General features: G+C 41.7%; 13 protein-coding genes. 5 read left to right on the top strand and 8 right to left on the bottom strand.

From position 1 onward, the window contains the following. Window positions 1-111 precede the first annotated feature (111 nt). Together AWN68_RS05695 and AWN68_RS05690 are read left to right on the top strand one after the other, a co-directional pair. Window positions 112-441 carry a PadR family transcriptional regulator gene (locus tag AWN68_RS05695; protein WP_062588496.1) on the top strand — a complete coding sequence of 110 codons (330 nt, stop codon included), beginning with the start codon at window positions 112-114 and terminating at the stop codon, window positions 439-441. Continuing rightward, entirely contained in the window at window positions 438-3,116 is a 2,679-nt protein-coding gene (locus AWN68_RS05690) for an ABC transporter permease (RefSeq protein ID WP_221405705.1), read from the top strand. The genes AWN68_RS05695 and AWN68_RS05690 overlap by 4 nt, the downstream gene beginning before the upstream one ends. A 170-nt stretch (window positions 3,117-3,286) precedes the next feature. Here the strand turns inward: AWN68_RS05690 and AWN68_RS05685 are convergent, their stop codons facing one another. From AWN68_RS05685 to AWN68_RS05660, 6 genes are all read right to left on the bottom strand, one after another. Continuing rightward, window positions 3,287-4,702 (bottom strand): sensor histidine kinase, encoded by a 1,416-nt coding sequence (locus AWN68_RS05685; protein WP_068412601.1) that lies wholly within the window; start codon window positions 4,700-4,702, stop codon window positions 3,287-3,289. A gap of 516 nt (window positions 4,703-5,218) precedes the next feature. After that, entirely contained in the window at window positions 5,219-5,515 is a 297-nt protein-coding gene (locus tag AWN68_RS05680) for a GIY-YIG nuclease family protein (protein ID WP_068412598.1), read from the bottom strand. A 167-nt stretch (window positions 5,516-5,682) separates the two neighbouring features. Continuing rightward, a complete protein-coding gene (locus AWN68_RS05675) occupies window positions 5,683-7,218 on the bottom strand; it encodes a YifB family Mg chelatase-like AAA ATPase (protein ID WP_068412595.1) in 1,536 nt (511 codons plus the stop codon). Then, window positions 7,208-7,795: a D-sedoheptulose 7-phosphate isomerase gene (gene lpcA / locus AWN68_RS05670; RefSeq protein ID WP_068412592.1), complete on the bottom strand. Its 588-nt coding sequence runs from the start codon at window positions 7,793-7,795 to the stop codon at window positions 7,208-7,210. Before lpcA ends, AWN68_RS05675 begins: the two co-directional genes overlap by 11 nt. Window positions 7,796-7,860: 65 nt before the next feature. Beyond that, window positions 7,861-9,690: an ABC transporter ATP-binding protein gene (locus AWN68_RS05665; RefSeq protein ID WP_068412590.1), complete on the bottom strand. Its 1,830-nt coding sequence runs from the start codon at window positions 9,688-9,690 to the stop codon at window positions 7,861-7,863. Between the two features lie 49 nt (window positions 9,691-9,739). Then, window positions 9,740-11,404 (bottom strand): hypothetical protein, encoded by a 1,665-nt coding sequence (locus AWN68_RS05660; protein WP_068412587.1) that lies wholly within the window; start codon window positions 11,402-11,404, stop codon window positions 9,740-9,742. Between the two features lie 161 nt (window positions 11,405-11,565). On the opposite strand from AWN68_RS05660, the gene AWN68_RS05655 reads away from it, so the two are divergent. The 3 genes from AWN68_RS05655 to AWN68_RS05645 all read left to right on the top strand — a co-directional run bounded on the left by AWN68_RS05655 (window position 11,566) and on the right by AWN68_RS05645 (window position 16,638). Continuing rightward, entirely contained in the window at window positions 11,566-11,808 is a 243-nt protein-coding gene (locus tag AWN68_RS05655) for a type B 50S ribosomal protein L31 (protein WP_062588506.1), read from the top strand. Window positions 11,809-12,008: 200 nt separating this feature from the next. Next, window positions 12,009-13,280, top strand: coding sequence for a cytochrome-c peroxidase (locus tag AWN68_RS05650; protein ID WP_157716101.1), 1,272 nt, complete (start codon window positions 12,009-12,011; stop codon window positions 13,278-13,280). A gap of 112 nt (window positions 13,281-13,392) precedes the next feature. Next, window positions 13,393-16,638, top strand: a complete 3,246-nt coding sequence (locus tag AWN68_RS05645; protein WP_068412582.1) for a YCF48-related protein — start codon at window positions 13,393-13,395, stop codon at window positions 16,636-16,638. Between the two features lie 62 nt (window positions 16,639-16,700). Here AWN68_RS05645 and AWN68_RS05640 read toward each other — a convergent pair whose 3' ends face one another. Then, window positions 16,701-18,758 carry a M23/M56 family metallopeptidase gene (locus AWN68_RS05640; RefSeq protein WP_068412579.1) on the bottom strand — a complete coding sequence of 686 codons (2,058 nt, stop codon included), beginning with the start codon at window positions 18,756-18,758 and terminating at the stop codon, window positions 16,701-16,703. Further along, window positions 18,755-19,123 carry a BlaI/MecI/CopY family transcriptional regulator gene (locus AWN68_RS05635; RefSeq protein WP_068412576.1) on the bottom strand — a complete coding sequence of 123 codons (369 nt, stop codon included), beginning with the start codon at window positions 19,121-19,123 and terminating at the stop codon, window positions 18,755-18,757. The genes AWN68_RS05640 and AWN68_RS05635 overlap by 4 nt, the downstream gene beginning before the upstream one ends. Between the last annotated feature and the right edge of the window lie 18 nt (window positions 19,124-19,141).

Genomic DNA, 19,141 nt, shown 5'->3' with positions numbered 1-19,141 from the left:
CAAAATTACCTGAGAGGTAATAACTCTACGTGTTTCAATTATTCTTTCCTATTTACTTAGCAAATATGAAACTAATTATTACTTTTACTTTTGTTAAGTAAACAAATAACTATGTCGGAACATTCGTTGGGTGAGTTTGAGGAACTGGTATTACTGCTGGTAGCCGCCAATAATAAAGAGGCTTATGGCGTACTGATCCTTGAAAACCTTGAAGAAAAATTAGGGAAGAAGGTAAATGTCAGTGCCGTGCATGTGGCCCTCAAACGCATGGAAAACAAGGGTTTTGTAGAATCTAGTTATGGCGGCATCACCAACGAACGTGGAGGCCGCAGAAAAAAATATTATAGTATTACTTCAATAGGGAAAAAGGTACTGGATCAGCAATACGAAGTCAGAACTTCGATTTATCAGCAGATTCCTAAAATTTCATTTGGTCAATGAAAGCCCAACCTCCAAAAAGAGCAATCAAGTTTCTGCGCTGGTTTTGCAGGGAAGATTACCTCGAAGAATTCGAAGGTGATCTGATTGAGCTCTTTGAGAAGCGTTTTGAAATATCACCCAAAAAGGCCAGACGAAAGTTCATTTGGGGCGTAATGCGCTCCTTCAGGCCGGGGTTTATGAAAGCATTTTATAAGGTCAACTATTCAATTACAACAGCTATGTTTAAAAACAACTTGAAGGTGGCGTGGCGCAATGCGCTTCGACAACCTTTCTTCACTTTCCTCAACACATCGGGTCTCGCCATAGGTATGGCAGGCGCCTTGATTATTACTTTGTTTCTCCACGATGAGCTCAGCTTCGACAAAATGTTTGCCGATGCCGATCGTATTTACCGCGTCAATATCGACAACCGAACGGCTGGCGAAACCAATCACTTTGCAGCCGTTTCTAGTCCTTTGGCCAATGTAATGCAAAGTGATTTTCCGCAGGCAGAAATGATCACTCGATTAAAGATGAGCAACAGCATTTTATTGAAAGGTGTAGATGCCGAACAAAATGTAAAAGAAGATTACGTTGCTGGTGCAGACTCTACTTTTTTCGAAATGTTTGGTTTGAAACTGCTCTATGGAAATGCAAAAAACGCATTGCAAAAGCCAAACGCTATTGTACTCACCAAAACAGCAGCCCTCAAGCATTTTGATTTAGATGAAGCACTTGGCCAAAGCATGGTGCTCAATAATGATGAGGTATATGTGGTCACTGGCGTGATGAATGATTTACCTAAAAACTCGTTTTTAAGAAATCATCAGGTCTTTATTTCACTTTCTAGTTTTGATGATGCCAAAAGCTTGGCTTGGAATACCTGGAGCTATCCTACGTTTGTGAAACTTCGCCCCACGGCAAATGAAGAAAGTTTACAGGCTTATTTGAGCACGGTGAAAGATCGATATTTAATTCCTTGGGCCATGACTTTTATGCCTGGACTCACCGTAGAAAGCGCCAAAGAAATGGAAAAATCCTCTGGTGATTTCATGCGGTTTACGCCCATAGCCTTAACTGATATTCACTTACATTCACCCAATATAGAAGCTGAATTAAGCACCAATAGTGATATCCAAAATGTATATATACTCGCTGCGGTAGGTATTTTCTTGATCCTTCTGGCTTGTGTCAATTTTATGAACCTGTCTACCGCACGGTCCCTGAAAAGAGCAAAAGAAGTGGGTGTGCGTAAAACGTTAGGCAGTAGTAGGTCAGGGTTGATCAAACAGTTTCTAACAGAATCTACTTTAGTAGCATTTGTGGCGCTGGTATTGGCCATTGCTATTGCAGCCATCAGTTTACCTTACTTTAATCAATTGGCGGGAAAAGCCATTTCAATTCCTTTTGGGAATCCGTTGTTTTGGTTGACACTCTTGGTTGTTTCGCTTGTTCTGGGTTTTGGTTCAGGAAGTTACCCTGCCTTTCTTATGTCGAAATTTGCACCTATCAAGGGAATGAAAGGCGGAGATGTCAACGGAAATGGAGGCAGAACGGTGATCAATAGCCTTGTGGTTGTTCAGTTTGCCATTTCTCTGTTTCTGATGTTGGGTACTTTTGTGGTTTTTCAACAACTCAATTTCATTCAGAATAAAGACCTTGGTTATCAAAAAGATCAGGTGTTGATCATTGATGATGTAGATGCTACAGGCAAACAGATCGAAGCTTTTAAAAACCAAGTGAAGACAATTGCTCAGGTAGAAAACGCTTCGCTGAGTAGCTATTTACCAACCCCCTCGCCAAGAAGTGCCACCACCCTTTTTCCTGATAAATCGCTCGAAAGCGAAAATGCCTTGATCATTGGCAGTTGGGATATTGATTATGACTACCTCTCCACCTTGGGACTGGAATTGGTTGCCGGTCGTGATTTCAACAGGGAATTGGCCACGGATTCTAGCGCCATGATTTTGAACGAATCCACAACTGTACTGCTTGGCTTGTCTCCCGAAGAAGCCGTAGGAATGCGCTTCACGAATGATTTCCATAGAGAGGACAAGGAAAATATGCGCTACTTCACCGTGATCGGAGTGGTTAAAAACTTCCACTTTGAAACCCTAAGAAATAGCATTGATGCCCTTAGCCTGACGCTGGGAGGAAAGCCTAAGAAAATGCTCGTTAAACTGAATGCAGGAGATTTTTCGAAAGGCATTTCGGAATTAGAAACCGTATGGGAAAAGTTCGCGCCAGGTCAGCCCTTCAGTTATTATTTTATGGACGATTCCTTCAATAATACTTATGATGCTGAACAGCGTTTGGGCAAAATCTTTGTGATTTTCACCTCGCTTTCCATTTTCATTGCCTGTCTTGGTCTGTTTGGTTTGGCGGCTTTCAATGCCGAAAAAAGAGCAAAGGAAATCAGTATCCGAAAAGTACTTGGTGCCAGCATAGGTCAAATTACTTACAAACTGTCCATTGATTTTCTAAAGCTGGTGGGCTTGGCCACCATAGTGTCATTGCCTTTAGCAGGCTATTTCATGAACCGTTGGTTGCAAGATTTCTCCTATAGGATTGAAATTCCTTGGTGGGTGTATGTATTTACGGCTTTTATGGCTGTGGTTATTTCTATCCTCACCGTGAGTTTTCAGAGCACAAAAGCCGCTATGAGCAGTCCGATTAAGGCTTTGAAGCAGGAGTGATTTCTGTTCTTAACCGCAAAGGGCGCTGAGTTTAGCAAAGTATAAATCAGAGTACCATCGCTCGGTTGCACCGAGTGATGGTTGGTGTTTTGACTTGAAGTCAATTTACTACAAGTCACTCGGCAAAGCCAAGCGACTGTTTTGAGACTGCTGCGTGCCTCGCAGTGACGTTACATAGAAGGAACACCTGCAATGTGGGGTGTTGAAAAATTTATAGGCAATTCAAATTTGAAATTACTTCCTTTTCCTTCCTCACTTTCAACCCAAAGATGCCCATCAAGTTTATCAATAAACTCTTTGCAAAGCACTAAACCTAAACCGGAACCAGTTTCGTTCGCTGTGCCTCGCGATGAAGCGTTAGTAGACAAATCGAAAATCTCATGGATCTTTTCTTCGCTCATACCCACTCCATTATCGGCAACAGAAATTTCAACTTGGTGTTGATTTGTAGTAACAAATACATTTATACATCCTCCAAGGTTTGTAAATTTGATTGCATTCGAAATGAGATTGCGTAAAACGGTTCGTAAGATGTTCTCATCAGTATACAATTCGATTTCATTTGCTGGGGAGTAATGCAAAGAAATGTTCTTGGTCGTTGCCAATGACTTTTTAAGCTCTATTATCTCACGGATAACTTTTGATAACACAACTTTTTCTGGGTTGACATTGAGCTCTCTGGTTTGTGATTTTGACCAGTTCAATAAGTTTTCAAGCAGATTGAGGGTGTTTTCGGCTGTCGAATTTATTAAACCGATATACTTTTTAGATTCTGAACTGTCGGTATTATTTGCACTTTCTGACAGTAGTTTAGAGAGGATTAATATGTTACTAAATGGACCTCTTAAATCGTGTGCAATAATTGAAAATAACTTGTTCTGAGTGAGGTTTAGCTCTTCCAATTTGAGCTTATCCTCTTGAATTATTTTATTTTTTCTAAGGATGGTTTTTTGATCTACTTCTTTTAAAAGCATTATAAAGCCTATGCTAGAAGCACTAATGACAAAGACAGAAACCGCAAAAAACCAATTGTCAATGGTAGAAACCTTGGTGAAATCATAGGCCTCACCCATTTGGTATATCTTAAAAGCACGAAAAAGCTGAAATACGGAATAGATTGAAAGTACACCACTGATCAGTATAGAAAACTTGTATTTATGCTTATTGTTAAAAAGGTAAAATGCGCCAATCCCATAAAAAAATGCAGAGGAAACTATTCGAATAACACTAAGGCTGGTGTTGTTTTCTTCAACCACTAAAACGGAGGAATAGAATAGTAAAACAGACACAATGAAAACCCTCAAGATGGTTTTCCGGACTTTACCATCAAAAGAAAGAAGACCATAGGATGTGAGCGCGAAACTCGAAATCAAAAGGAAATTGTTTATTCTCGATGTAAGCAGTTCGGGTAAAACATCTCTATTGCCGAACAGAATGATGGTAATCGTTTGAAATGCAATTCCTAGTACGACTAATAATAGATACCACTGTTTATGATGGTAGAAATATTGATAGATGAACAATACAATAATGAATAGATTGTTCAGCGCTAAAAAAAACAATATCGAAGGGTAGTCGAAGTCCAAATTATTTTTCTTTATCCAGTTGAGGGTGATAAAGATCAAAAAAAACCCCGTTCAATAATCTGTTTTTTTGATATTTGTTAGAGTAGCCTAAACTGGCTCACTTTAAGGCAGTAGTTGATGGGCTTTGTTTTAGCGTGTTGCTTGTCATTATTTAGCCTTTCAATACTTTTTTGCTCAAAATAGTCTCACTTACTCGTGTTATTATAGCCTTCAATTACCAAGGTTTTATTTGCTTCTTTTTTTGCGTTGCCTGTTCGAATGGTCATGCTGTAAGTTCCGGTACTTTGAAATTTCAGGAACACAGGTAGAGGGTGTTTTTCCTTGTGGAACGTGCAATTCCGAAGGTTCGGAATCTACGAGATGATTTTCATATTAGACTGGCTTTTTTAACCGCAAAGGGCGCTGAGTTTCGCAAAGGTTGAATCGGAACAGCATGACTGCTATTTTGAGCAAAGCCTGTTCTAACCGTCATGCCGAACTTGTTTCGGTATCCCTATACTTGACGTAGGAAGTTTTTCAACCATCAACACCTACAGAGTTTGATAAATCCAGTAGCTCAGTATTCTCGGATTTGATGAGATTAATTTTCCAATCTCGATGCCAGTTTTTGAGTTGTTTTTCTCTAGCGATTGCTACAACAATACTTGGGTAGTATTCAAAGTAAATCAAGTCAAAGCAATTGTATTTCGAAGTGAATTTCGATCCTGTTCCGTTTCTGTGTTCTAGTACTCTTGCCGTAAGATTTGAAGTCACGCCTATGTAAAGAGTTGTCCTATTCTTATTTGACATGATATAGACACAGCCTGAGTTCATCAAAATTAGATTGGTTAGTCAATTTAACTAATTGACAATTGACTTTTTAAGTTGACGAAGGAAATTAGCCTTAAGCAGACGGGCCCTGAAACAAGTTCAGGGTGACTGCTAGAGTGGGCAAAGTCCGTTCATACGGTCATGCTGTCGGATATGACTAACTTCTAAATTTAACCCGCCCAACCGTCTCTATCCAAGCTGCGGTATTGAATGGCTTCGGCCAAATGCTCAATTCTGATTTCATCGCTATCAGCTAAATCGGCAATGGTGCGGCTTACTTTTAAGATTCTGTCATAGGCACGGGCAGAAAGCCCTAAACGTTCCATGGCAGTTTTTAACAGCTTTCTTCCTGCTTCGTTAATCTGGCAGATGTCTTTTACCATTTGCGAAGGCATCATGGCATTGGAGTGCAGGCCGTGGTCTTTGAGCCGGGCAGTTTGAATCGCGCGGGCTTTGATTACCCTTTCACGAATGGCCGCACTGTCTTCGGCCTTTCGGTTTTCTGTCATTTGGTCGAAGGAAACGGGCGTTACTTCTACATGCAAATCAATCCTGTCGAGCAATGGACCGCTAATTTTATTGAGGTAGCGTTGCACTTGTCCTGAACCGCAAACGCAGTCTTTTTCTGGGTGATTGTAATAACCACAAGGACATGGGTTCATGCTGGCAATCAGCATAAAGTTGGAAGGAAAATCTACCGAAACCTTGGCGCGAGAAATGGTCACTTTGCGTTCTTCCAAAGGCTGACGCATCACTTCTAAAACGGTGCGTTTGAACTCTGGCAATTCATCTAAAAAAAGTACCCCATTGTGCGCCAAAGAAATTTCTCCGGGTTGCGGATTTCCACCACCACCGACCAAGGCTACATCGCTTACGGTATGGTGCGGAGAACGGAAGGGTCTTTTGGTGACCAAGTCGCCATTGACGCTCAGCTTTCCCGCCACAGAATGAATTTTGGTGGTTTCCAGCGCTTCATACAAACTCAATGGAGGAAGAATAGACGGAAGCCTTTTCGCCAACATGGTTTTTCCTGCACCAGGAGGCCCAATCATAATTACATTATGGCCGCCAGCTGCTGCAATTTCTAAAGCACGTTTGATGTTTTCTTGCCCTTGAACATTTGAAAAGTCCGCTTCATAATCATTCAAATGGGTGAAGAACTTGTCGCGGGTATCGTATTCTAAAGGCTCAATGTGTCGCTTTCCTTCTAAAAATTCGATGGCTTCAATCAGGTTGCCCACGCCAATTACATCGAGGTCGTTGACGATGGCAGCTTCATTCGCATTTTCGGTAGGAAGGATAAAACCTTTGAACCCATTATTTCTGGCCTCAATGGCAATAGGCAGCACGCCCTTGATCGGACGAAGATTTCCGTCCAAGGCCATTTCGCCCATAATGATGTACTTCTCAAGCTCTGGAGCATTGATTTGGTTGGAAGCGTTCAGCACGCCCAAGGCGATGGGCAAATCATAGGCTGAACCTTCCTTTTTAATATCGGCTGGCGCCATGTTTACCACCACTTTTTGGCGTGGCATTCGGTAATCAAAATGCTTGAAGGCAGACTCTATGCGGTGCTCACTTTCTTTCACAGCGCTATCGGGCAAACCACTGAGCCAGAACTTAATGCCCTGCACAATGTTTACCTCAATGGTGATGACTCTTGCGTCAACACCATATACAGCCGCCCCGTAGCCTTTACTCAGCATCTATGGTTCCCTTTTCTATCAGTTGAATAATAATGTGAATGACTTTAATGTGAATTTCCTGAACGCGGTCGGCATAGCCCATATGTGGCACACGGATTTCTATATCGGCCAGTTCTGCCAATTCACCCCCATTTTTCCCCGTAAGGGCAATTACTTTCATTTTGCGCTGCTTGGCTACTGTGGCTGCGCGAAGAATGTTCTTCGAGTTTCCACTGGTGCTGATGGCCAAAACGGCATCGCCTTCGCGGCCCAAACCTTCGATATAGCGAGAGAAAATAGATTCGTAACCGAAATCGTTTGAAACACAGCTCATGTGGCTGGGATCTGAAATGGCAATGGCAGGCAATGCCCTGCGGTTTTCGCGGTAACGGCCTGTCAACTCTTCAGCGAAATGCATGGCATCACAATGCGAACCACCGTTGCCGCAGCTGAAGATTTTACCGTCATTATTTATGGTATCTACAAAGGCTTGCGCAGCCTTTTCTATGGCTTCAATATTTTGTTCGTTCTCCAGAAAGCTTTCTAATACTTTGGAGGCTTCCTGTAGTTCTTGCTTAATCAGACTATGATTGTCCATGTTGAAGAGGTTTTAATCGAATAAAGTAAATTATAAGAAATAAATCAATTGAATCTGAAATAAATCTAAATGGATTGCATGCTGATGAGCTTGTTATACACTCCGTTTTGTTGCAATAAAGTTTGGTGATTGCCACGCTCTACTATTTCACCTTTTTGCATTACCAAAATTTCATCTGCATGCTGAATGGTGCTGAGCCTGTGGGCAATCACAATGGAAGTTCGGTTTTTCATCAGGTTGGCCAAAGCTTCTTGCACCAGTTTTTCAGATTCAGAATCAAGTGCCGAAGTGGCTTCATCCAGAATCAATACAGGCGGGTTTTTCATTACCGCACGGGCAATGCTCAATCGTTGGCGCTGACCACCAGAAAGCTTTCCGCCTCGTTCACCAATGTTGGTTTCAAAACCATTTTCCAGTTCCATGATAAAGTCGTAGGCATTGGCAATTTTAGCCGCCTGCATTACGTCTTCCAGTTTGGCATTTGGCATGGCAAAAGCGATGTTCTTAAATACGGTATCGTTAAAGAGAATGGACTCTTGCGTGACGATACCCATAAGCGCTCGTAAGGACTCAGCAGTAACACTGGTAAGGGCATAACCGTCAATCAGGATTTCGCCCGCAGTGGGGTCATAATAGCGGGGAATCAAATCTGCCATAGTAGACTTTCCGCCACCAGAAGAACCTACCAAAGCCACTGTTTTTCCCTTTTCCACCGTAAAGTTGATGTTCTTTAACACCGTTTCTTTGTCGTAAGCGAAACTCACATTTCGGAACTCAATTTCACTATTGAAACCCTGGATTGCTGTGGCATTGGGTTCGTTTTCAATTTTTGGTTGTTCGTCAATCAGTTTGAAAATACGATCGGCCGAAACAATTCCACGCTGAATATTGCTCAGTGATTGAGAGATGCTTTTTGCGGGGTTAATGATTTGACTGAACACGGCAATGTAAGCCAACAGCTCGCCTGCTTGTAAGCCACCTTTGTCTTCCAAAACGAGTGTTCCCCCATAGACCAAAAGCGAAGCCACGACCACAATACCCAAAAACTGTGAAACGGGTGAGGCCAGCTCATTCTTACGCGCCATGGAAATGTTGATTTTTCGATAAGTCATCGTTTCCTTTTCGAAAAGGTTGTCTACATAATCCTTGGCATTAAAACCTTTGATAATGCGCATTCCCGAAAAAACCTCGTCCATGAGGTTCACAATTCGCCCGAGCGACTCTTGACTCAAAACTGCCTTTTTCTTCAATTTCTTAACGATCCAAGAAATCAGAATGCCCATTATAGGGAAGAAAACTAAAACGAATAATGTGAGCTGAAGCGAAGTAGCCAAAAGGAAAGCCACGTAAATAATGATGGTGGCAGGTTCTCGAAAAAGCACTTTAATAGAACTGACCAAGGTGACTTCAATCTCTTGAATGTCATTAGTCATGCGCGACATGATGTCGCCTTTTCTTTCTCCAGAGAAAAAGTTCAAGTGGAGGTTAGTCGTGTTCTTAAATACTTTCGTTCGAATTTTTTGCACCACATTGGCCCTTACAATTCCCATGGTGACATTGGAAAGGTAAGTGAAGAGGTTGGAGAGTAAAGCCGAAATGGCAATGATGACACTGACATAAATCAAGCTGCTTGATTTTCCTTGGGTATCTCGCAGGTAAGTCAGTTTTTCATAGAGAAGCCCTTTCACTTGCTCCAGAAAACCAATCTTTTCACCAACAGCGGCCACGGGATCAAGCCCTTCTTTCGTATTTTCAAATATGATGCTGAACAGGGGTTCTAGCAAAGCCAAATTCATTAAGCTGAATATGATGGCCAGCGTGGCAAACAGAAAGTACTGCGGAAAGTGGTTATGGTAAGGTTTGGCAAAAGCCAGAATTCTCCGAAAAGTCTTCATAATTCAATTTCGGCCAAAGTTAAATATAAATAATGGGGAAAGCCTGATTTCAAAACTCGTGTTGGCGCTTGGCCAAGTTCCAACGAAGCGAAGCGCTAATGGTTGTGCTGTTTAGGTCGCGCGCTGCCAATTCACTGTTAAAGTTCCTTTTGATAAGTCCTACATCGAAAAACACATTGTGCATAAGCATGTATGATCCTCTTAACTCCATGTACAGGTTTTTAGCATTTGCGCCTTGTCCAATTTCGTTTCCAGTAGTAGAAACGCGGTCATCTGTATCGGCCAATACATTGCCGCCATAGTTTACGCCATCACCAAGATCTTCACCCAAATCGGAATAAATGATTTTTCCCACTACTGAAAGTCTTTCTAATGGCTGATATCGACCTACTAAAACCAATTCTTGAAAATTGGCCCCTAGTGGATGTGCCAATGGATTTCTGTAATTCGAATAGCTGTTTTTGAATTCGCTTTGGTATAAATACGGACGCGCTAGGTTCACTTCGGCTTGTAGGTCGAGGTTGGAAATACCGAGTGCATCAATACTTTTTGCGCCCAACTGAATGCCGAATCGATTTCTCCAGCTGCCATCTCCAGCACGTAAATCTCCAATTACAAACTCATCTAAAAGTGCTTGGCCATAAACGGAGATTCCATTTTTCACTTTCCAATTAAAATCTAGCCCGAGTAAAACGTTATCTGGGCTGCCTTCCTGCAATTCAACGGCCCTATAGAAAATAATAGGGTTGAAGTAAGCCAAGGTTGCTTTTTCGCTCATTACCGACTCAAACAAGCCGATATTGAAATTGGGGGTAATGTTCAACCCTAAACGATGGAAAGCCCAGAATTTCTTTGGGTAGTCACCATCCCCAGGTACACCACTTCCTGTAAATGCAATGTCTTCAGTAAGTTCAGAAAACATGGTGGTATACTGAAAAGGGCCTACTTGAGCATCTATTTTCAGAAAGAGGTAGGGGCTAGAGAAATCAGAAAGAATCATGGAGCGGTGTCCGTTGCCAATAAAGTTTTTGTCGTAGCCGGCCTGTACTTTAACACTCTTGGTGAGCCCAAAATTTAAGTAACCTCTTGCATTGAGTACATCCCAACCGCTGTCTCCGTATTTTTTCCAGAAGCCCTCGTTAGGAAAAGCCATTTGAGGGCCATTTACATACCTGCTTACATATTCAGGGAAACGCGCTTCTGTGGTACTTACAAAAGTATAGAAGCCAATTTTTTTATCGATGGAGCCATGGATTTCAGCGCCACGGGTATTTGTGTAGAGTGTGCCATCGGTTTCGGAATCCTTTCCGCCAGAAAACTCAAAAACCGGATTGATGTGTATAGTGGAGTTTTCCGTTTGGTAATGGAGTAAGTCAGATTTTTTCTCGTAGAATACATTCCACCAGCTTTTGTCATTTTCAATGTATTCTGAATTGGTGAACTCCCAGCTGTCGTTCATCAAGAACTCAAAATTGAATTTATCTTGCTCCGAAAAATTTGGGTACTCTTCCTTGATGGAATTTAAAAATTCAGCCAAGTTTTCTCGGCTGACAGGTTTATAAGTAGTTTGAAACTCTTTTGCCTGTTCTGGGAACTGGGCCACAAAGCGATCGATGATATGGTAATAATCTCTATTGTAGGGAATTAGGCTGCTTTGAGCAAAGGCTGAAATTGAACAGAATGAAATGCAGAGCAGTAAAAATAGCTTTTTCATAGGCGTGTATAGCTGGCGCAAGATAAGGACTGCTCGGGTATTGACGGTTTAATTTTAGAGAAAGCTTAAAAACATCAATAATAAAGTAATTATATTTGTGAAATAGACTGTAGCTCACTACATTTGCAGTCCTTTTTGAGGGAAGTACTAAGAACAGCGTTATGAAAAAAGAAATCCACCCTGAATATAAGCCAGTAGTATTTTATGATACTTCGAGCGAGTTCAAATTTATGACGAAGTCTACAATGACTTCAGGAGAGACCATTGAGTGGGAAGATGGAAACACTTATCCATTGATTAAAGTGGAAGTTTCTTCTGCTTCACATCCTTTCTACACTGGTAAGAAATTATTTGTTGATACTGCTGGTCGTGTTGAGAAGTTCAACAGACGTTACAAGAAGTAATCACCAAATTAGCTTATACGAAAAAGCCCCGATTTATCGGGGCTTTTTTTGTTGTGCCGTTTAGTGTATCGTCCTGAAATAGGTTAACTGTTAAAATTGAAATAGTAGTAGATCAATTATTTAGGGCCTTATTTTTTTGATCCTTAAGGCTTTTTGGTCATTTTGATGATGTGAAACCCAAGCTGCTTTTTTTATCAATATTGATCTTCGTAGTATCGCTGTTGAGGCAGCTCTTTATGGCTCCGGGTTATAGTCAGGGGATTGATCAAAGATTGATGAGTAGGCTGGATGAACTTGGGGGCAAAAACGGGGCGTTATACTTTAAGCTTCCTTCACCTTCTAACTTAGTTGCCATTCCACAAGATCCGAAAAACCCTTTAACAAATGCGAAGGTTGATTTGGGTAGGCTGTTATTTCATGATACTGCTTTGGGAAGTAAACCTTTGATAGAAGGGCTTTCGTATAGATCATATACCTGTGCAACCTGCCACAATGCCGGAGCTGCTTTTCAAGTGGCAACGCGCCAATCCATTGGCGATGGCGGTATAGGTTTTGGGAAACGAGGGGAGGATCGAGTGAAAAACCCTAACTATAGAGAAAGAGAGATAGACGTACAAATGCGTAAATCCCCTACTGTTCTTAACTCAGCTTTTAGTGAAACCGTGTTTTGGGATGGCCAGTTTGGAGCAAAGGGGTCTAATATTGGAACAGAAAATGAGTGGAAAAATAGTGTCCCAGCAGCTGTAAATCATCTGGGTTTTGATGGGCTGGAATCACAGGCAATTGCTGCTTTTGAGGTTCATAGATTGGGTTTGGGAGAAGATTTTTTTTCAGAATATCCTGAATACATAGAGTTATTTGCTGCTGCCTTCCCTGATTTAGAGGAGGAAGAACGCCACAGCGATTTTGCTGCTGCACTTGCTATAGCCGCGTATGAAAGAACGCTTCTTACCGATCAGGCTCCTTTTCAAAAATGGCTCGATGGAGAACGCAAGGCGATGAGCAGAAATGAAAAAAAGGGAGCAATGCTTTTTTTTGGTAAGGGAGGCTGTGTTAGTTGTCACTCGAACCCTGCGTTAGGTAATGTAGACTTCCATGCTCTAGGAATGGGAGAACTCAAAGGCATTGGAACATACAGAACCAATGGCTTCAAAAATGAAAGACTTGGAAGGGGCGGTTTTACCCGAAGACCCGAAGATATGTACAAGTTTAAAACGCCTCAACTCTATAACTTGGCAGATGCAGCTTTTTTTGGACATGGGGCTACATTTACATCTATTGATGAAGTAATCCATTATATTAATACGGCCGAGCCTCAGAGTAAGGAAATCTATTTAGACCAGTTGTCTCCAATGTTCAAACCTCTGAATCTTACTTCAAGTGAGGTTGGGTTGATTACATTATTCCTTAAAAAATCACTTTACGATGCCAGCATTACTGGATATTCGCCTCCGTCCGTTTCTTCAAAATAGCATTTTCTAGAGTCCCGTTTAGTGTCCCAAAGCACCCTCAAGTATGTTCCGGGTTGTCAGTGCAATTGTTTCTTGTTATGTTTATGGATTCTTTAATCACAATTTTTTCGACATGCGACTTGTTAGCTATCTATTGATCAGCTTATTGTTTTCCACTTTACTAAACGCCCAAAATCCTTGGCAAAAAACAGGTGGTCCAATTGGTGGTCTTGGCTATAATGTTCGAATCCACCCAGTGAATAAAAATGTAATGTTCGTGACAGACGTTTTCAGTGGCGTAAATAAATCTGTAGACGGAGGTGCTTCTTGGGTATCATCAAACAATGGGATTGATATGCGAACAGGACAGACCGGTGATGCAATCCCTGTTTTTTCGCTAACAATTGACCCGTTCGATCCTAATGAAATATGGGTGGGTACACAAGGTGGTCGTGGTGTCTATAAATCGACAGATACAGGAGCCACCTATGAATCTAAGGTGAATGGTATTACTGAAGATGAAGGCTTAACAATAAGAAATTTTACGATCGTAAAAATTGATGACATTAAAACCGTTTTCATGAGTTGCGAGTACGATGTGGCTGTTCGAGGGGATGAATTTTCTAAGGTGAAAGGTATTCTTTATAAGAGTACAGATGGAGGTGCGAACTGGACAAAAGTATGGGAAGGGAATAGTTTGGCCAGGTGGCTGGAAGCGGTTCCGTCAAATGTAAACCCAACTAGACTGGTTCTGGCGACCGGAATTTTTGATCGCGAAGCCTTTAACACTACTGGTGATGGCATTGTGATAAGTAATGATAATGGTGCGTCTTGGACAAATTCCAATCAAGGGATGTCAAGCTTATTTGTTGGTGGAATGCACGCAGACCCCTCAGACCTGAACAAGATAATAATAGGGACGGGTAATAATGCGGAACTCCTTAAGGGGCAAGAAGGAGGTGTTTATAAAAGTAATGACGGAGGAAGTACTTGGGCGGCCAAACTAATTAATACTGGTGCCAATCAACCATTCCACAAGTTTACTGCCATTCAATTTAGCGTCTCAAACCCAACCATTGTTTATGCTGCTAATGAATCAGTCATTATGAAGAGTGAAGATTCAGGAGAAACATGGAAACAGCAAACTGAGGTTGGTCGCTCTTGGGGTCCTCCTGGTATAATCGCTGGTGTTCCAATTGAAATGACAGTGGATTCAGATGACCCCAATACCCTCTATATTAATAATTATGGTGGTGGTGTTTTTAAAAGTACAGATGCAGGCGTAACATGGATATCTCTTAGCAATGGTTACACAGGAGCCCAGATGCACAGCATCAGTGTTAGCCATCAAGATCATAGCGTGGTAGCTTCAATAGGAAGAAGTGGGCCATTCGTTTCTTCCAATGGTGGTGCCTTGTGGAAGGGAGTTCAATTCGGAGCGGCTAATTTTCCCGAATGGTATGACATTGCGATTGACCCTTCTGATGATAAGCATTTGTTTGTTTCAGATGAACACCAAGCCACTATAATTGAGTCTAAGGATAGAGGACAAAGTTGGGAAGTGGTCTATCGTCACCCATCTTCAGTTGACCCACTCGATGTGGAAGATCGAAATGGTGCAAGGAAAATAGTTTTTGCTCCTTCAAAACCCAGTGTGGTTTATGCCGGATTCGCTTATCAGGGGATAGATTCTGGCCCCGCAGTTTCTGAAAGTAACTCCACAATTGTATCTGGAGGTGCTGGCTACGATGGATTTCAAGGTGATTTTCAGAGTAGTTATGGAATGATTAAATCTACTGAAGGAGGTAAGGCAGGCACTTGGGAGGTAATTAACAATGGTTTGGGAGGAAAACTCAATGTGACGGAAATTCGAGTTGATCCGAATGATGAAAACAAGGTGTTTATAACCTTACGTTCGGGGGGAATATTCAAGTCTTCAGATGGTGGCAGTAATTGGCTCGAGATTACAAATAATCTGCCCGAGAGAAATTTATATAGCTTGGATATATCGAAACAAGACTCAAACATAATCTATGTTGGTACAAGGTTTTACGGGCTTTGGAAAACCGTTGATGGAGGGGGCACGTGGTCTCAAGTATTTAGCCCACCAATGACAGTCGCTATAGATGAGGTAAATAGTTTGTTTGGAGCATTGGCGGTTCATCCTTTATACGCCAACATTATAATGGCCTCAGACTGGTGGTCTGGAGTTTATCTTTCCCTAGATGGAGGTGCCTCCTGGAACCTGACCAATACAGGACTTGAAACAAGAATATTGAGAGATATTGAATTTTCCAGTGATGGTAAATTCGTTTATTCAGCTTCTGAAGGTAGAGGGGTTTTCAGCATGCAGTTCACTAATGAAGCGCTGATGCGCCCACTTATAGAAAAGTTAGATTTTGACACCGTGAAAGTTGCTGAGTTGGGAATCGCCAAATTTAGTATGACGAATTACGGAAATGCACCCTTGATCATAACTGGATTTAGTACCGATAATAATGTGTTTTCAATTCCCAACCCTCCGAGTCAAATCGCAGCAGGGCAGAGTAATGAAATTTCAGTGAATTTTAATCCCTCAGATGAAAACGACTATGCTGGTGGCTTAACCATTCAAACCAGTTTGGGAGATTTTGTTCTTGAATTATCTGGAAAAGGAGAGTATAAATCGTGTAATAATGATTTAGTGATTTCTGGTAATAGTTCAGTGTGTGGCGAAGGCCTAACTTTATTGGATGCTGGCGCTGGCTTTGATCAATATCAATGGTTTCGAAATGACGAGGCCATCGCTGGTGCTGATTCTCAGACTTACGAGGCCAGTGATTCGGGTCAGTATACTGTGAAAGTGATTAGTAATAGTGTTTGCTCGAGTACATCAAAGCCTTTTGAATTTGTTGTGAACGAATTACCAGGTACACAAATAACTGTGGAAGGAAGTACGCTTACCGCACCCGATGGAGCGTCTTATCAATGGTTTAAAGATGGCGCTGAATTGACAGGAGAAACGAACCGTACATTGCAGGTGTCGGATGACGGTAATTATACTGTTCGTGTTACTTCAGGCGCTGGCTGCGCTGTAGTTTCGGAGCCAGTGGCGGCTACCTCTATTTTGGATGATGGGCCATTGAGAAATGAACTGGTGCTCATTTACCCGAACCCATCAAAAGGAATATTTAAAGTCAAATTCCCTAATCCGTTTAATGATAAACATCAATTGAGCTTAATTGATGGAGATGGAAAGTCGCACTGGTCTGTTAAGAACTTTAATGGAAATGAAGTGGAGGTTAACATCCCCAACTTGGTGAGTGGTGTATATGTGTTACATATATCATCTCCCAAAAGAGGCGCTTATTCCATAAAAGTATTGATTGGTGATTTTTAACAACAAAAAAGCCCTGACATGTCGGGGCTTTTTTGTTGTGTATTTGAGTTTATAAGGGTTTTCTAAAAATCTAGCATGGCGAGCGAGGCTTTGGTTGTTTTCTCCCATTCTGCTTTTTGTTGTGCTGCTCTTATTTTATCTTTTTCGTATTTCTCGTTCGTAGTCAAGTCTAACTGATAGTCGTAAATCTTGCCTTTTTTGGCATTTGGGTGTAGAAAACTTTTAAAGTAGGTGGCGAAATCAGAAGCCTTGTAATTACTCATTACAGAACTGTCTACTTTTTTACCATCAATCCAAATTCCGTAAATGGTAGGGTCACTCCAATTGTCTACAATTTCTTGTGTGAGTTCAAGTCTTCCGCGGAAAGGGGGGGATGGTAAAGTCAGGGATTTTAAGGCTTCAACTTGCTCAGCCGATAAGTCGTCCATCTTCTTAATGATTGGTTGCTCATTCTTCCTTGAGAAAACGACTTTGTTAACATCATAAATAACTCCTTCATATTTGAACCCATTTCCAAAATTTACAGCAAAGTTTCGTTCTTCTAGGTCGTATAGTGCAGCGTTCTTTGGGTCTGTTATCTTTCCGTTTTCTATTATTCTAGGAGGCGCGAGCCTGTTCGTGTTGTTTTGAGCTTTCGTGGGCGGTGCAGGCTTGCTGGTATTGTTCTGCGCTTTTGTAGGTGGGGCAGGTGTGCTCGCATTGGCTTGGGCTTCTTTAGTAGGCGGAGTTGAGCGAGTCATTGTGAAGTAACCTTTCGGGTCAACCTTTTCACCATTTTTAATGACTTCATAGTGAAGGTGTGGGCCAGTGCTCTGGCCTGTGTTGCCTACTTTTCCTATCAGTTGCCCTTTATCTACCTTATCACCCGCCTTAACGTCCATTTCACTGAGCTGTGCATAAAGAGTTTGGTATTGATCGTCATGCTTAATTTGAATGTAATTGCCATATCCACCTTTTAGAGATTCCACCTTTTCGACCGTGCCAGAGGCAGTGGCGATCACTGGCGTTCCTGTTTTAGCTGAAAAATCAACCCCTTTGTGCATTTTGTCTTCTTTGGTCAGAGGGTTCTTGCGCATACCAAAACCAGAAGTCATTCTTGAAATATCACTTTCTGCAAGCGGAAGTAATTCTGGTTTGTTCTCCTGAAATAAGGAGTTTTCAATGGTGGAAATAAACTCGTTCGCATTATTGCCAATGATTGCTTCGGCCTTAATTTTTAAACTGAAGCAAAGCGTGGTCACTGCCAAAAGCGGTAGCAAAACAACTACACGTACCAGAGCAGCTATTTTAGAGGTTTGTTGTGTCATCATTTTGAATCTTTTTTTGGTTAATGAATAATTTGAAAGGCATGCCAAACTCATTGCTGTGCTTTGGTTGCGGTTGGCAAACTTGAGCAACAGACGCTGATAAGTAGCGATGTCATTAAACTTGCCAAGCACCATCGCATCTGCTAAGTACTCATGGTTTAGCCGAATGGCCTTGGCATAGAAATAATACATTGGGTTGAACCAGAAGAGCACTTGAAGCAACTCTACCAATAGAATATCTAAAGAATGTCGTTGCTGTGCATGGCCGAGTTCATGGGCTAAAAGTTGCTCCCTCAAAGCCTCGCTTTTATAATCTTCATTATGCATGAAAATGAATTTCAAGAAGTTATGAGGGATGGTAGGCTGCCTAAGAAGCACCACTTCAGCTGATTTATAAGGTATTCGAGTATTCTTTCTGGCCTTAGAAAACAGCTGGTAAATATTCCGTCCGAAGCGGATCACCAGAATTAAGGCAACTGCCAAATAAAGCCCCCCAATTGCCCAAGCCGAATAGTTGATACTCGTTTTAGGTTTTACTTCTGTGAATTCCGATGGGCTAACTGCTTCTGGAGTTACTACATGCTCATTGGCTACTACTTCGTAAAGCGTTTCTGAAATCATTTCCCCAGTTGGAATCATGATTTTGTCCGAGCTGATCTCTAGGTTGAGCCAAGGGGTGGTCAATGAGAAAATCAAAGCAAAGAGGAGGTAAAACCTTTTTACTCGGTGCAGTGCAGTTTGCTCTAAAACCAGCTTATAAATGCCAAAGAGCACTAATAAGCACAAGAAGATTTCGAATAGGCCTGTGATCATTGTTTCTTCTTTATTTGTTCGTCAATCACCTTTTTAAGGTCTTCTAATTCCTCTGTGGTCAAATCCGTTTCGTTGGTAAAAAACGAAGCAAACTGAGTGCTCGAATCATTAAAGAAGTCCTTGATAAACCCTTTCAGGTGCTGCGAAAAATATTCGCTTTTGCGCACCAGCGGGTAGTATTCTCGTGAGTTTCCGAAGAGTTTGTAATCCACAAAGCCCTTGTCTTTCATTCTTTTTAATAGCGTGGCCACGGTAGTGGTGGCAGGCTTTGGTGCTGGGAACTCTGTGAGTAAATCTTTCATGAAGGCCTTTTTCAGCTTCCATAAATAATTCATGAGTTGTTCTTCGCTTTTTGATAAATTCATGCTCTACGTATTTAGAGT

The organism is Roseivirga echinicomitans (assembly GCF_001592935.1).
Taxonomy (GTDB): domain Bacteria; phylum Bacteroidota; class Bacteroidia; order Cytophagales; family Cyclobacteriaceae; genus Roseivirga; species Roseivirga echinicomitans.
This window is presented reverse-complemented; position numbering and strand designations above follow the sequence as displayed.